Here is a 15,239-nt window from a genome sequence, read left to right on the forward strand (position 1 = left end):
TTAGATGCAGATTATAGCCGAGCCAGGATCAGGTAGCGTGAACATACAAACAAATCAAGGGGAGCCTCCGTCATGCATCATGACAGGGCTCCCCTTTTCAGTAACTAATCATTGTTTCATCCAACCATTAATTCGTTTCAAAGATATGAAAGTATATAGATTGAACTAAACATTTACACAAAACAGAGAAGACAGAAAAAACCTGAAAAAGCGGCGCTAAAAGCTATCTGAAAGAAAGCCGCCTCGGAAGCATACGCTTTCCCGGATTTCCTAATTTATAAAAAAACTGGGGATAACAGCGATCGGAAGGTTGTTCTGTCACCGGAGTGTCCAGTGTAAATATTCTTTAGTTCAACTTATATAGATAATAAGACATCAGCATTTCAGATCCAAATGTTTAACGAACTGAGCAAACCTTATTGGGCCATTAATTGCAGATTATAAAATCTAACGAATCTCAGGCATTCTATTCCCTAATTTAGTCCGGTTTTTCAGGTGTTTTATCTGAAATACACAGAAATAACGTGGATGAGGTTCGTTAGCTTTTGCTCCTCGATGTAAACCGTGGTATAAGGTGTATCAGGTTCGTTAGGGCAATAAGCACTGGGCATTGAGCAATGAGTACTGATCATTGTTCATTGAGCACTGAGTACTGAGCAATGGACAACGTTCACTCATCTACTTTTTGGTGCGCTGGTTCGTTGGATCACTTGCAGTTCGAAAACGAATCGTCATAGGCAGCAGCCCAAAACCGCGAGCTTGTCCCACACCTGCCCCAACCTCACAGTGCGTCGATGATGTCTCCGGCCAGCAGGGATGATGGGTCACCGCGCAGCAGTGCTGCACGTTCAGCGGCCTGTCCGTGAAGATATACGCCGAACGTGGCGGCTTGCTCCGCGCTGAGCCCTTGGGCAAGCAGACCGGCGATGATGCCGGTCAATACGTCTCCGGCACCGCCAGTCGCCATGCCGGCGTGCCCGGTGGTGTTGATGTACGCCTCGCAGGATGGCGTTGCGATGACCGTTCGTGCTCCTTTGAGCACAAGGGTCACGCCCTGCTCGCGGGCGTATTTTGTAGCGTGCCCAATGCGGTCACGCTGCACCTCTTGGGTCGACATGCCCAGCAGTCGGCCCATCTCGCCAGGGTGCGGCGTCAGAATTGTCGCCGCACTTCGCTGGCCCCAGTCGCGAGGCCCATGTGGGCCAGCGTCTGCCAGCATGTTGAGGGCGTCCGCGTCGATGACGAGCGGACGATCCGTATGTTGCCACAGACGGCGCAGCCAGTCTGTGTCGCCCTGGAAGCGGCCAAGGCCTGGGCCGGTCGCGAGCACGTCGCGGCTCTCCGCGAGACGCAGCACGGCGTCGGCGGAAGCCGCGTTCCATTCGCCGCTGTCGCCATCGGAGGCGGCAGCAAGCATGAGCTCGGGCACGGTGCCGATGACATGCGGCAGCAGTGCCGCGGGCAGCGCCCATGTAGCGATCCCGCAGCCTGCGCGCAGCGCGGCCTTGGCCGAGAGCAGGCCAGCGCCGCTCATCGGCAGACTTCCTGCGGCCAGCAACACGTGGCCGTAGGTGCCCTTGTGGCCGTCCGGTGCCCGGAGACGGCCTATATCCACGCGCAGCGCACCGCGCAACACCTCGTCCGTCAGCAGACGGACCGAGGGGCCATGCTCTGGCGCAAGCCGCGCGGGAATGCCGATGGCGCGCACCACAATGCGCCCCGCGGCAGAAGCGCCCGGGTACTGCACCAGCCCGCGCTTAAGCAGCGCGAGACATACGGTCACCCGGGCTTGAATGCAGGGCTTGTACACCTCTCCGGTGTCAGCGTTCAGCCCGCTCGGCACATCCGCGGACACGACCGGCTTGCCGCTGTCGTTCGCCGCCTCAATCAACGCCGCGTAATCTCCCCGCGGCGCCCCCCGCGAGCCGGTGCCCAGCAGCGCATCCACGATGCCTGTGCACCGGCTGAAGTCCACGGCTTCGCGCCCGTGGACAAGAGCAGGGATGCCAAGCTTCGCGGCGGCATCCCGTTGCACTGCGGCTTCGCCCCGCAGTGCATCAGGGGCATCGGCGTAGACCAATGTCACGCCAAGCCCTGCTTCAACCAAATGGCGCGCGGCCACCAGCCCATCGCCGCCATTATTGCCCTTGCCGATCAGCATGTACCACTGCTGATCTCCCGGGCGCTCCATCACCAGCGCCGGATCGGCGATGATGTCGCCACCATAACCTTGCCGATCGCCGGGCCCGGTGTGTGCCCGCCTCGCATCGGTCTGGCTGCTATAGCCAAGCTGCCCTGAATCCACAAGCCGGCCTTCTGCCTGCCCTTCCCGGCACAGCTTGATGACTTCCTCGGCTATGGCGCGGCCTGCATTCTCCATTAGACTTGCTGCCGGAATACCGAGCTGATGAATGGTATACTCGTCCACAGCTCTCATCTGTTCAGCGGTTACGATAAACAACGTTCATCCCTCCCCGTGACAAGTTCATCTCATACTTGAAAGTAGCAACTTTGCACCTAAACGTTGCATCTTATATGTGTATCGCTATCTTTCCTCTTACCTCATCCAGTTACCACTGTCCACTCGATACATCATCAAAAATTCTATCGATCCCGTGTACGAGACCTTCAGATTAAATCATCCAGTCCAAAGCCAGTCTTCGCTTAATAACCTACCGTAAACCGAGCTTGGATAAACTGCGGATCGTCCAGTTCATCCACCAAAGCCGCTGCAAAATCGCCAACGGAAATCGAGCTTTCCCCGATATCATCCGTAATCACACGGTTCATGCCAACCCGGAACTGACCTGTTCGACGTCCTGTTGTGATTGTCGCAGCAGGGCTCATGTAGGTCCAGTGAATACCTGATGCTTCAATCAGGTCATATGCTTCTGCATGTGCTTTTGCCAGTGGTTTGACTTCTTCCGGGAATCCCGGCGTATCCATCAGCATATCACCGGAATCAGTTAGCAAACTTCCCGCTCCACCAACTACAACCAGACGTCCTGCTTTTGCCCGGCGCACACCCTCGATCAACGAACGTGTCACTTCCAGCATCTCTTCTTCTCCACCAAACTTCGGTCCATATGCACTCACAACCACTTCTTGACCCGCTGCAAAATCAGCCACCTGATCCGGGTTAAGCAGATCTCCCTGTTCTACACGCAAACGCTCATGAACCATCTCAACCTTCGAAGGGTCACGCACCACCGCTGTCACTTCATGCCCACGATCCATCAGCTCCCACAGTATCATCTTGCCAATCGCTCCGGTTGCTCCAAAAATGGCTACTTTCATATGAATTCCCTCTTTTCTGTAGATATCATCTTGTCAACTTACCGTTATTTTAATACTTAATCCTATTGTTATATACCTTAAACGGCTCACGCCATCTTAAACCGGATGTGACATCTTGTAAACGTTAATGTTCATTCTCTTAAGCTCTCCAACTATGCACCAGACCACGAACAACACTTCCCCTACCGCTTTTCCTTTCCATATCATTACCTTAAATATCGCCAAAAAAGCCGCATTTGCGGCTTCAACATCACGTATTTATCTTACGTGGATACTCTACTGCAGGTTAGAAAATCAACAGCCTTCTGCGCCCAGATTCGCTCCGAATAAACCTCATGCGCCATATCCTGTACAATATGAAGCTCAATTCTGCCTACAGCTCCAGACATTTGCTTGTTTTCCATGATGTCCAGATATAACCTCTCCGTCTGTTCTACGGGACATAGTTGATCAGCCTGACCGTGAATGAGCTGGATATCCACCTCACTAAGCCCGGATACATAAGCTGTTGGGCTTCTATCCCGCAGGGCAGATGGATCATGCAAAAGCTCACCGATTTCAGTTTCCAAAAATGATCTCAGCTTCGCTCCGCCGCCTGCGTACAGTCCTTCCAGATCCGTAAACGGTGCACAGGCAACCACAGTACTCCATAGCGCCGGACTTTTACCTGCTACCAGCAATGCCAGATAAGCCCCATAGCTCACCCCATAGAGAGATACGTTTGAATAGGAAGATAACATCTTCTCCCGCATGAATTGGACGACATCTGCATCCACGCCGCCCCAATCGTTCTGAATGCGCATCCTGTAATCCATGCCGAATCCTGAACTGCCGGGATAGTTCAGCCCGATGACCCGCACTCCTGCCTGATATAATCCGCTGATGACCGGACTAAAGCTGTCAAACAGGCAATTATGAGGCCCGCCATGAAGATAGATGACCACCTGTTCTGCATCCTCCGGGTGCATGTCCATGTACGGAATCATGTCATCCACATAACGAACCCATCCATAGATTACATCGGGTTCCTTGTCAGTATGCTTGCCAATTCTCTCATCTCGCTCAACCGAGAAATGGGGAATCGTACGCGTTTGTTCCGAAAACCGATATATCTCCGGCACCGGAGGACGAACGATAGATTCATATTTTCCGATCAATCCCTGCCTGTCCCTGCTGAGCACAGCCTGTGTCAAGATTCCTGGATAATCATACAGCTCATACCTCTTCTCTCTGTCCAATGTATATTGGACATATTGCCACCTGCCGCAGGTTATCCCTTCGCAGAGAACTAGCTGTTGATGTGGATCGAGCTGCATTCTAATCAGTTCAGAAAAGGGTTGGCTATCCCTTGAACATTCATGCACCCGATCCTCTCCTTGCCTGATCCATCCAGGCTGGAAACCATCTTCCACAGGAATAGAAACGGCTATCAGTTCCCCCTGCTTATCCATCACAGGGTAGGCATACTCCGTATAGGGTATTTCGGATGATGGAAGGATCTCTTCGGAATATGAATACACTCTTCCGAATCCACCAACGTTTACACCAACATCTCGTGTTGATGCAGACCAGAATACAAATTGCGGGTTGTCCAGATCAGGAGTAACCCATCGCGCCTCATCCTTCTCGGGATCGTAAAGACCTATACGGACAGCTCCTGAACGATGTCTAATGGAAAATAGCAGAATTAATTGCCCCTCTTGCCAAGAGGCCTGCATCACAGGAAATGGAAACTTCACAAACAGGGTCTGAACCAGCCTTGCTTGCTCCTCATCCTCGTATAGATGAAGCCATTTCCCCACCTTATCCTGTGTAATCACCAGAACCTGGTTACTGCCTATAAACTGAATATGCTGCGTATGCTGCTCTGACTCTGTCCCATGTTCAGAAAGGCTCTGCCGGCTATCAATCCGGCCTGTATCATCAAGACTGCACCATTCACATGTATTGTCATCATAGCCCAAGAGCATACTCGTTCGTTCCTTATTCACACTCATTCGTGTCAAGAATGGATAGCCCAACCGGATTTCCTCCTCTCATTCCAGTGTTTTAACTGCTCCCATCCCTCCAACTGCGATTCCAGTTTATTGATATACTGGTCCTGTGTGTATGCATCTAGGGGCGTAACGCTCCCCAGTCTGCCTAATGTTTCCCGAATCAATCTGATCTGTGGCAGACTGGCAACCGGCAGCCCCATCATCAATAGACGGTACACCCGGGATGCCCGTTCCTCTGATCCTTGAGTAATCAGCGCGCCAGCGATTTCCACGGCACGACCAAGCAGTTTGGAATGGATAGTGCTTGTCTTCATGCGTAACAATTGAATCAATAGTTCATATTCCTGCTCCTGCTCACCAAGCTGTTGATGCAGTACCATTTTTAATTGCAGTACATGCCCCAGCCAATCTACATACGCATCAACACATAACTTCTCCGCAGCCAGCAACGTCCTACCTGCCTCTGCATAGTGACCTGCCCGGAGCTGCAAGCCCGCAATGTTTAGTAGTGTCTGAATCTGAAAAACTCGCTTATCCGGTCCATCAGGAAGCTGGCATATACGCTGACCCGCCTGTTGCTCCAACGTAATTGCGCGTTCTACATTGCCCTCCTGCATCTCAATTAATGCTTCACCATTATCAAGCGCAGCCCATTTCCCAGTACGATACGTTTCAGTTAGCTCTTCTTGGGCAATGACTTCACGAGCTTTCGAATAACAGTGTCGTGCTTCGGTATACTGCTTCCCGTTTTTGGTCAACAGCTGACCCAGCTCAAACCAGAGTACTGCCTGCTGTGTTGCCGACAACCGTTGAAATAACGAATTATGGTCGAAAAAATGAAAACAGGACGTGTAGCGGGCCGGATCAGCCGATTTGGACAACAAAACCCAGGCCAGCCTATTGTAGAGCGCCAATGCGGCCTCTTTTTCCTTCCCTTTATCCTTACTTACCATTTGTAGATGTTCTTCCAGCAAACGTCGGGTCTGATCGGGCGTATCCCTGACAATAGATACCGGAAGTTTGGGTATGTCCTCAGGATTACTCGCCATGGTTGGATATCGATGAAAAAAAAGCACTACACTTACTCCCCTTAGCTTCTGTCGATACAGGATATAGTGGATGGCTCCCAGATCCGCAGGGTGAAGGTAGGAAGATACTTCAACCAGAACCCATTTCCGATTACCAGGCGCCCACCCTAATCTTTGGAATCTCAATAACGCATTTTTACATGCCACAAGATCATCTATTGGCTGAAATGGATTTAGTTGATAGATCAGCGGGAGAGTAGCATACGGATCACCAACAGCAATTTGTATAACCTTATCCTGCCAATGCGTTCTCAGTTTGTGAATTTCATGTTTTACCGCATCTGATGTACCTTCAACGACAAACAATCCAGGTTCATGACTCACACGAAACCATTTACTTCTCAGATCATGATAATCGGTACTTTCCAGTGAGACAGGCATCATGAAAGTTCACTCTCTTTCGTGATTCGGCATACGTGTATAAGTTCAGGCACCTGTTGTAAATTCAGCGCCGTCATCAATTGATAACTGCCCCGGTTGTTTGCATCAAGTGAAGCTTTAATTCGCTGATCCGGATCTGAACTGCACCGATGGAGACCATATGCAGCAAGCCATCGGGCCCATCCTTGACGTTTCGCTTCTGGTATTGTGAATATATGAGCAAGGAGTACACTCCCAAACTCATCGCTTAACAGGCAGCCCCCAATCTGCCTTTCCTCCAGTTCCACAAGCCCGGAACCTTTCAGCAACTTGCCATATACACCCTGATAAATATCCCCGATAGCTTGACGAGCAGCTTCCCAACTTGGACAGGTAGGATCACTGGCCTGGAGCAAGTGTGCAAGGGAATCCGCCTGACCCTCCGCAGACATCCAAACCGCATCTTCATTAGGCATAGCCGGCACGGGAATGTCCTTCAACTTGCCGAAAAATCGATACCGATGGGCAAGAACGTCCGCCCGGTATCCAAGCTTCTCCCACGGAAATGAGGCAGGAGCAGTTGCATATAGAGAGGACCATGTGATTTTATCCAAAACGGATGACATCCGATCTCCCCAATAAGGATTGGAATGTGCTTCACTCCATAAATCCAATGTATACTGCCCTTCACCCTGATCAATTACCATGAACGAAGATAGGCTTTCGTCGTTTCCAGGTTCAACTGCATAATAGCGATCACCCGCCTTCCCCGATTCGTGCTGGCATTGCGGCAGGATGTCAGATATGGATGTTAGCATCATACGCTTTTCCCTCCCTGTTATAATCGAAACCTGAATAAACCAGTGGTTCGGATGCAACAGACGGATAAAACCGGCGTAGCAGGAAGGTATAGATCCCCACATAACCGGTCATATAATCCGGGGAGAAGGACTCCATGTCCTCCAGAGGCCACATCCATATGTCTTCCTGTGAATCACCTCGCAATACATACAAGCTCTGTGTATACTCCGCTAGTTTGGTTTCATATCTGCCTGGGAACTTGCGGTTAGCCAAGAGCAGAAAATCTCCATTACCTGCAATTCCGTGACACTGCCCAAAAGAAGCAAATACCGTTGCCTGTGCCACTGCATCCGCTGCTTGAAGTCCAAGTCTGGTACAGCGGGGATCTTGCAGAATATCAGCTGCTGCCATCAAAAATCGACCAATACCCGCCGATCCATTACACCAGTGCACCCAGAGTGTATCCGGTTTTTCCGGGGATGTAGGCCACAGGCTCACGCCATTCTGTCCTCCATGACTCGTACGATCAAGTGTATCTACAATCCGCTTCACAGCAGAATAGTACGCTTCCTTTCCTGTACGCTCCGCCAAGGCAAGCAAATAATATCCGATGCCTGCGATGCCATGAGAAAATCCAAGGGAATAATGGCCTTTTTTGTCCGATTTATCTTTCACTTTCCACAAACTCAATGATTCATCTGACTGCTCTTCTTGTTCCAAAATATAAACACCCAGTTCCTCTGCTCTTGCCAGAAGTTCAGGGCGGCCGCCAATACGGTATATTTCAAGCAGCATCAATCCCAACCCCGCCGCTCCATGACTAATATTGGTCTGTACTGGCTCATGCCGGGTGATTTCCAATGCCAGATCCTCTGCACGTCGAAGCAACGATGGATCATTTATTCGTTCAGCCGTCTCTGCCATTGCCCAGGGAACAGCGCCATATCCAAAGTATAATGCTACAGGTGTCTCATCTGGAACGTAAGGGTGATTCGTCAAAATCCATTCCAATACTTCACGTGCATATTGATGGTATTGTCTGTTTTGTGTAATCTGACCAAGCTGATTAAAACCAAAGATCATCCCTGTCCAGCCAAAGTTGAAATTCGCCGGATGAAACATCTTGCTCATGCTGTTTTCCGGGAACAGTTGCAAAGGGTTATTAAAATCAAGAGAAGTATACAGCGTGTTTACCATACGCTCGGCCTGACGGAGTACTTCTTCTGGCTCCATATTGCATTCATCCTTCTCTATTACATCCATGCTTTCTCCTGAAGTGACCTCTTGCTGCTCCAGCAATTCAACCAGTGTTTCACGAATTTCTGATAACTCCACATGTCCGCCAGACATGATCTCGATGCCCAAACTTCCCAAGCCACGAAGCTGTGTATTACTCTGATGATCCAGATAAGCCTGTGCAGCTTCCAGATGGGATTGCTGGTATTTCAGATAGGGGTCGATGGATGAAGCCATATAATAGAAGACACCTCCCAGTGCATACAGATCATCCGCATAACTGGATCGCCTGCTGTGCTCACGTCCCCGTGGCACATAGCCCGGAGTATGACCGGTCAATGGATCGGCCTGACCCTCATCACTTCTGACATAAGCCAGTTCAAGATCAATCAGGCGTACACTTCCGTCCATCAGTACAACAATATTGTTGGGCGTCAGATCATTGATCACAATTCCTTTATCGTGACATTGCTGCACCATATCGAGGATATGTATACCCATCCGATGCATATCCGCCCGGTTGTAATCTGCGGCTACATGTCTGCGATGGATATATTCACGCAAGCTGATGCTTTCAAAATACTCCAGAATCAGATAGCGGTTATTTTCAGTACTAAACAGATCAATCGGTCTTGGGGTAACCCCCGTATCCTTCATCAGATCAAGCACGCGAAATTCATTATCCATATAGTTATGAGCAGAGCGCCCACCACCGTCTACACGCATGCGGTAGACCGCTTCTTTCATGACAGCCTGTTCATAGGATGTGCCAGAGATGAGAAATACTCCTCCCTTGCCGGACTTCTTGAGTACACGTCTCACACGAATATTTCGTATACCAAACTCATTGTTATTGGAATTGGAATGACGAGAAGTTGCCCGATTCTTCTCCATAGCTTGAATCCGCAGTAACTCCTCAGGTTCATTCACCCACTCCGGTTTATACCTGCCAGGTGTTCTTCGATCCTCCTCCAGCTTACCTTCTGGATTCTGGATGGCATACACTTTTGCACCCGAGTACCGGTCATAGTAGAAACGATCAGTGAATGCACCATAACGATAAAATACACACTGGCTACCGAGGTATGCCCGATCTGTAGGAATAGCTGGTCCTTTCAGATCGCTTGTACATGAATGCATTAGCTCAAGTAACTTCAAGAATTGTTTTTCGTCTCGTGCGTAGATGGTGACACACTTCCCCGTCTGAGGGAGAGGTATGGAACCGTTAGATGTTTCAATCAGTTTCAGCCCGCTGCTCACTACTTTCCATTGCACATCATTTTCTGTGAGAACAGGTGCAATGCGTCGCAGCAATTCAGCTCCTTCCACAGGGATAACAGACAGATGAATTTTCCAGCCCTGTGCGGGAAGCCTTAATTCTTCCGGTCTAAAACAAATCCAATGGCCGTCATTCGACCATTGGATGGATTGGGGAAGTTCCCGGATTATATGTTCCAAAGCGTTCTCAAAGGCGTCCTTCTTGGGGGTTACGCTTGCGAATTTCAATGAGAATCACTCCTTTTTGAATAAAATAAGAGGGGGAGGTACAATTATTTTAGTAATGCGCGAAAATCAAAGACTTATCTTTCAAATGATTCAGTGAATAGAGCGTGTAAAGAAGTTCCTAGCTCTCGACAACGATCGTACTTGAGCTAGTCCAGCTGCACACTGTACACAAGCTTGTTTCCTCAAACATGTTGTTATCCTCTTCAACCTCTAGTGCCATCAAATCCTGTACAGATAAAATTTCCTTGTTTTCCATGATATATTACCTCCCATTTGTCTCCCCCTCTTATAAACCAAATTCTACATAAAATTTGATATTCCTTCTTTTTAATTGAATTATTTTACATAAATTATTTATAAAACCCATTTATTTCGCCTGATCATGTCAAATTATCGATTCCTCGGACTAAAAAGAGGCACAATGTGACATCAAATTCCAGACTACATCGAGGTCGTTTGTTGCTGGGTACACTTGCTCCGTTCTTCACGGAAAGGTCGGACAAATAGGCTTGCCATGCCCATACAAATAACAAATGTACCAATCCCCATGTACACCCATGAAGGGTTGTACGTTTCAATGAACCACCCTCCCAGTAACAACCCAAGCGGATTACTAATGCCACTCATCAAGACACCCATACTGTTCATGACACGTCCTCTCTTTTCTTCCGGGGTGGATAAAAGAATGGAAGTCACCAGCGGTACATTCACAAGAGCAAGTCCCATCATCAACAAAAATGAACACGCAATCGCGATATACAGGTTAGGAAACATCGGCATGAGTAGCAAACTTGTACCTGAGATGAGGTAACTGATCAAAAACCAGTGAGCGAGTGAGAGTCGTTTGGCATATTTGCCACTGAGCAGAGAGCCTGCAATACTGCCAGCGGCAAAGGCTGACTGAAGCAGACCGTAGCCTTGTGGCCCGGCTTGCAGCACCATATTGGCAAAAATCGGCGTGAAAATGTGCAGTGGCGCACCTGCAAAATTGATAATGGCTCCAAAGATAATGCAGCAGGCCAAAATTTTACGGGAGAACAGGAATGTAATTCCCTGCATGCTATCTTTGACAAAACCAGAGACTCCTTTTTGCTTCACTACTTTGGTTACAGGGATGCGGATAAAGAAAATGGATATGGCGGATAGCAGAAACGTAACTGCATAGATGAACAGGATGGACTGAACGGAGATGAACGCGATCAATATGCCCCCTATGGCGTATCCAAGTAATTCAATCGTTTTGGAGGAAGAGTTCAGTAGTGCATGGGCTGGAGCTAATTGTTTTGCAGGTTCTGGCAAAATAGCGGGGATGACTGTCTGGGTTGCCGGATTGAACAAAAAACCAAGGATTGCAATGAGCAGATTGGCTGCGTAAATATGCCACGGAAGCATGGATCCTGTCATGAACAAAAGAGCCAATATGCAAGCTACGCCTGCGCGCAATATATCTGTCCAGATCAAAAGTTGCTTTTTCGGCAGACGATCACTGATCGTAGCCAAGGGAATGCCCAAAAATGCATAAATCAAGTACGGCAACATCGGAATCAGCGCGGCAGCAAGTGCCGACTCCGTTAATTGGAGGATATACCACATCGTTGCCATAGAAAATAAAATCTGCCCTGCGCCAGAAATCAATCTACCCACAAGGAGCACAACAAAAGAAGGAAGACGCAAAACCGCTCGATAGCTGTCGCTGCGAATTTCATTTTTCATCTTTTTCACGCACCTCTCCCTCGTACGTAACAGATTCATCATCACTAATACGATGCAGACGTGTAACCAAACCTGAATCTCGAATGGTCTGTTGTATCTTGGCTTTTACCCGTTCCAGTTCAGCCGTATACTCGCGTATCTCGTTCAATAAGGTCTGATGGGTTCGTATACCCTCCCTAATCAACATTGCAGTCGCATCAGAACGGTTTTTGGCTAATTCAAGAAATACAAGCTGATCTATGATATCAATCTCTTCCTGACTTAATCGAACGGAAACAACTCCCTTGGCTCCCGAAAGATTTTTGTTCGCCTGCTCCACAGATCGTTCCACCATCTGGTTAAACTTAGCTTTCTGGTCATTGTACATATACATTTCCTCCATTCTTCACGAGTGCACCTGTATATCGTAATTTGTAAATCGTAAATTGGTTTTAATTTACATTATACCTGTAAATAAATGGTTGTAAAGCAAAAAACCTTTGGATATCCAAAGGCTCGCCGAGTATGTTATTTAACTAGTTCACTAGTCTCCCTGCCTCCACCACATACCCTCCGATTTTGGGCTGGTGTATTCAAATCCAAATTGAGCATAAAGTTGATCAGCCGGAACATCCGCCAACAGGCTGACTAAACCACGGGCAGGTACTGCTTTACGCAGATAATTCATAATCTCGCTCATGATCAGTTTTCCATACCCCATTCCTTGAACATCCGGGTGTACAGCAATATCGACGACCTGAAAGAAACAACCTCCATCTCCAATCACTCGCCCCATGCCTATCAGCATATCCTCTTCACGCAGACATACGGCAAACAGGCTATTCCGTAATCCAATCTCTGCCCCTTCCCTGCTCATTGCACTAAGGCCGGCAATCTGCCGTAAGGCAAGATACTCCACCGCTGCGGGTGGTGTGTGTTCAATACTCACATGATCCATGAATTGTGCCCCTTTCCAACAAAGAATAAATTATTCTTTTATTTGTCAACCACATGCCAAGACTTCAAAAGCAATACCGGCGGAATATATACTGCCATAAGCCACTGGTAAGACAAATCTTGAAGCAACTGACCTAGCCACAATCGTCCCTGATCATCCAATTGCATCTTCCACGGACCACTGGACATAGTTTCTCCCTGATTTGCAAGTTCACGGGCATCGTCATAGGAATATTCTTGTCCTTTGTTGAGTTCAATTTCTTCAAGTGCAGCATCATATAATCGCTGTTGTTCTTCTTCCTTCTCTTGGGTAAATTCAGAGTCATATACCACGGAAAAGTTTAAGCCCTTGAATTTATGTTCATCGACAACTTTTTTAAACAAGTCCGTAACGTATACTTCTACGGTAGCGGTCTCTTTTATTTTGAACATATAAGTACCATGAGGAATTTTAGATGAATCAAATACTACTTTATCAAACCCAGCCCAAGATCCATCGCTTTTTCTTCGTACATCAGAACGTTCCCAATCGACACAATCAAGGACATTCGTAACATTTAATACATATAAATCAAGTTCATCATGAGCTAAGGGTAAGAACTCTACTTCATTGGAAACAAAGGGCTCAAACATCTTTTTGACATTAGCATTCATAGCTGGTTTGCCTATAATAATTCTAGGGAAATCGTTATATTTCTTTTTATATAATGTTTTAATTTTCGTTAGAGTCCAATTCTTCTTTTTAGACTCTCCGTTAAATCGTGAAGCAAGCTCATGGTCCCAATCTAGAATTTGCAATTCCATACAGTTATCGTTGTTTATCAAATCATACACCTTCAAAGAATCACATCCTCTTCATTAATATTTAATTTTATATATAATATTAGCAATTCTTTAACTCAGAGAGCGTAAGATTCCCCATTTTTACCAAGGTTAACTTTGTGCCCCTTTCTGCTTGAATTCATCTACTTCCTGTGTAATAGTGAGAGAAAGCTTACGTGAAGCGTGTTTCATGATACGTGAAGTTGGTGCAAAGGAGGAACAAGTGTGTTTCAACGTTGGATTGAAGATCTAACATCGCGCCCAGGCACTGTGGCTGTGCTGTTTGGAGTCATGGCTTTGCTTCTGGGGATATACATATGGTCTGCCACTGAAGTTCGCCGCAGCCACGAAAGGCGAATGAGAAGGATACGAGATACATTATACATAAGTACAGCCCTCTTGGGACAACTTACCATCCAGGAAAATCGGAATTATGAACGATCGGAACACGAACATGACGATCTGATAACAGCAATGTTAGCCTGCAAAGCTGCATCTTACCTATCTCCTCAGCTACAGGACCAGATCCGTGACTGTATTAAGGATCATGACCCTGCCAGAATCGGACTGATGCACAGAGCACTGGAACGGGAATGCACCGTATTATCGGATGAACTCAGCCGGGATACACATGCAGATCATTGGGGCACTGTGGTATGGGCCATCCTTCGGCCCGCAGCCGAACCATTGGCACTAGCAGCCACAGGGTTTCTAGTTACAGATCTGATATTTCGTCAGCGGATGTTGGACGTCCATGTAGACTCATGGGACAGCATCTTGCCATGGATTCGCGCAACTTCCATAATGATCACCATAATATATGGTTACCTGCTCTGGGCCAGCCCACGACGGGATAGGTCACGTACAGTAACCAAAATGCTCTCCTTGCTGATCGCGCTATGCTCCTTGCTCCATCTGATTGGACTTGTTGCTGCGCCCTACGCACTGGGACTACAGCTGATTATATTCACTTCGGGTTTCGGGTTGACTGGGACACGCTCTCGAAGTGATCGCCCCTACGCAGGACATACGGATATGGAACCAACGAAGCAAGTCTCTACGGAGATGGAAGGAAATACACGTCGTACATCTGGTACCAACACCGACGAATAACCTACCATTCAGCCGCTTCCGTATGATTAAACTTAGATACCCACATCGATGATACGAGACTTGGCCCTCCCTCGGCTGGATTTTCACCGATCAGGTCGTGTCTCCTTACTCGGCATGCTATACGATGATGGATGTCAGTGTCCCAAAATTATCGAACTCCCGTCTGGCTGTTCCTATTGAAACCTCGTGTCCCTCTCGTACGAAGCGAAAATTCTCATTGGTAGAGGAAAATAGAAAAATCGCCTTTGCGACGTCCTGATCGCTAGATCGTATATGCAGCATGCTTCCCTACTCAGGACCTGTTCAGGGCGTCTCGGCTTTCAGTAGGTTTTGAAATAACGCTCTAAATTCTTCAAGTACGCAAAAAGGA

12 protein-coding genes are annotated in these 15,239 nt (G+C 48.0%); 1 reads left to right on the plus strand and 11 read right to left on the minus strand.

Going from position 1 to position 15,239, the window contains the following annotated elements:
- Positions 1-781: 781 nt before the first annotated feature.
- The 11 genes from AC1DE7_RS24725 to AC1DE7_RS24775 form a co-directional block, all read right to left on the minus strand.
- Positions 782-2,461: an NAD(P)H-hydrate dehydratase gene (locus AC1DE7_RS24725; protein ID WP_477535360.1), complete on the minus strand. Its 1,680-nt coding sequence runs from the start codon at positions 2,459-2,461 to the stop codon at positions 782-784.
- Positions 2,462-2,664: 203 nt separating this feature from the next.
- Entirely contained in the window at positions 2,665-3,297 is a 633-nt protein-coding gene (locus tag AC1DE7_RS24730) for an NAD(P)-dependent oxidoreductase (RefSeq protein WP_036607440.1), read from the minus strand.
- A gap of 263 nt (positions 3,298-3,560) precedes the next feature.
- On the minus strand, positions 3,561-5,294 hold the full coding sequence (locus AC1DE7_RS24735) for an alpha/beta hydrolase family protein (protein ID WP_477535361.1): 1,734 nt from the start codon (positions 5,292-5,294) through the stop codon (positions 3,561-3,563).
- 5 nt (positions 5,295-5,299) lie between these two features.
- Positions 5,300-6,766: a tetratricopeptide repeat protein gene (locus tag AC1DE7_RS24740; RefSeq protein WP_477535362.1), complete on the minus strand. Its 1,467-nt coding sequence runs from the start codon at positions 6,764-6,766 to the stop codon at positions 5,300-5,302.
- Positions 6,763-7,563, minus strand: coding sequence for a hypothetical protein (locus AC1DE7_RS24745; RefSeq protein WP_477535363.1), 801 nt, complete (start codon positions 7,561-7,563; stop codon positions 6,763-6,765). The genes AC1DE7_RS24740 and AC1DE7_RS24745 overlap by 4 nt, the downstream gene beginning before the upstream one ends.
- Complete coding sequence (locus tag AC1DE7_RS24750) at positions 7,541-10,285, minus strand: lanthionine synthetase LanC family protein (RefSeq protein ID WP_477535364.1); 2,745 nt, start codon at positions 10,283-10,285, stop codon at positions 7,541-7,543. Before AC1DE7_RS24750 ends, AC1DE7_RS24745 begins: the two co-directional genes overlap by 23 nt.
- A gap of 118 nt (positions 10,286-10,403) precedes the next feature.
- Entirely contained in the window at positions 10,404-10,541 is a 138-nt protein-coding gene (locus AC1DE7_RS24755; protein ID WP_353883072.1) for a hypothetical protein, read from the minus strand.
- Between the two features lie 185 nt (positions 10,542-10,726).
- Positions 10,727-11,998, minus strand: coding sequence for an MFS transporter (locus tag AC1DE7_RS24760; RefSeq protein WP_477535374.1), 1,272 nt, complete (start codon positions 11,996-11,998; stop codon positions 10,727-10,729).
- On the minus strand, positions 11,988-12,365 hold the full coding sequence (locus tag AC1DE7_RS24765) for a ribbon-helix-helix domain-containing protein (RefSeq protein ID WP_127547768.1): 378 nt from the start codon (positions 12,363-12,365) through the stop codon (positions 11,988-11,990). Before AC1DE7_RS24765 ends, AC1DE7_RS24760 begins: the two co-directional genes overlap by 11 nt.
- Positions 12,366-12,521: 156 nt before the next feature.
- Complete coding sequence (locus AC1DE7_RS24770; RefSeq protein WP_047840325.1) at positions 12,522-12,935, minus strand: GNAT family N-acetyltransferase; 414 nt, start codon at positions 12,933-12,935, stop codon at positions 12,522-12,524.
- A 38-nt stretch (positions 12,936-12,973) separates the two neighbouring features.
- Positions 12,974-13,738, minus strand: coding sequence for an imm11 family protein (locus AC1DE7_RS24775; protein WP_477535365.1), 765 nt, complete (start codon positions 13,736-13,738; stop codon positions 12,974-12,976).
- Positions 13,739-13,981: 243 nt separating this feature from the next.
- Between AC1DE7_RS24775 and AC1DE7_RS24780 the strand changes: the two genes are divergently transcribed.
- Complete coding sequence (locus AC1DE7_RS24780) at positions 13,982-14,869, plus strand: hypothetical protein (RefSeq protein ID WP_477535366.1); 888 nt, start codon at positions 13,982-13,984, stop codon at positions 14,867-14,869.
- Positions 14,870-15,239: the final 370 nt, after the last annotated feature.

This window comes from Paenibacillus sp. 10L310 (assembly GCF_056395745.1).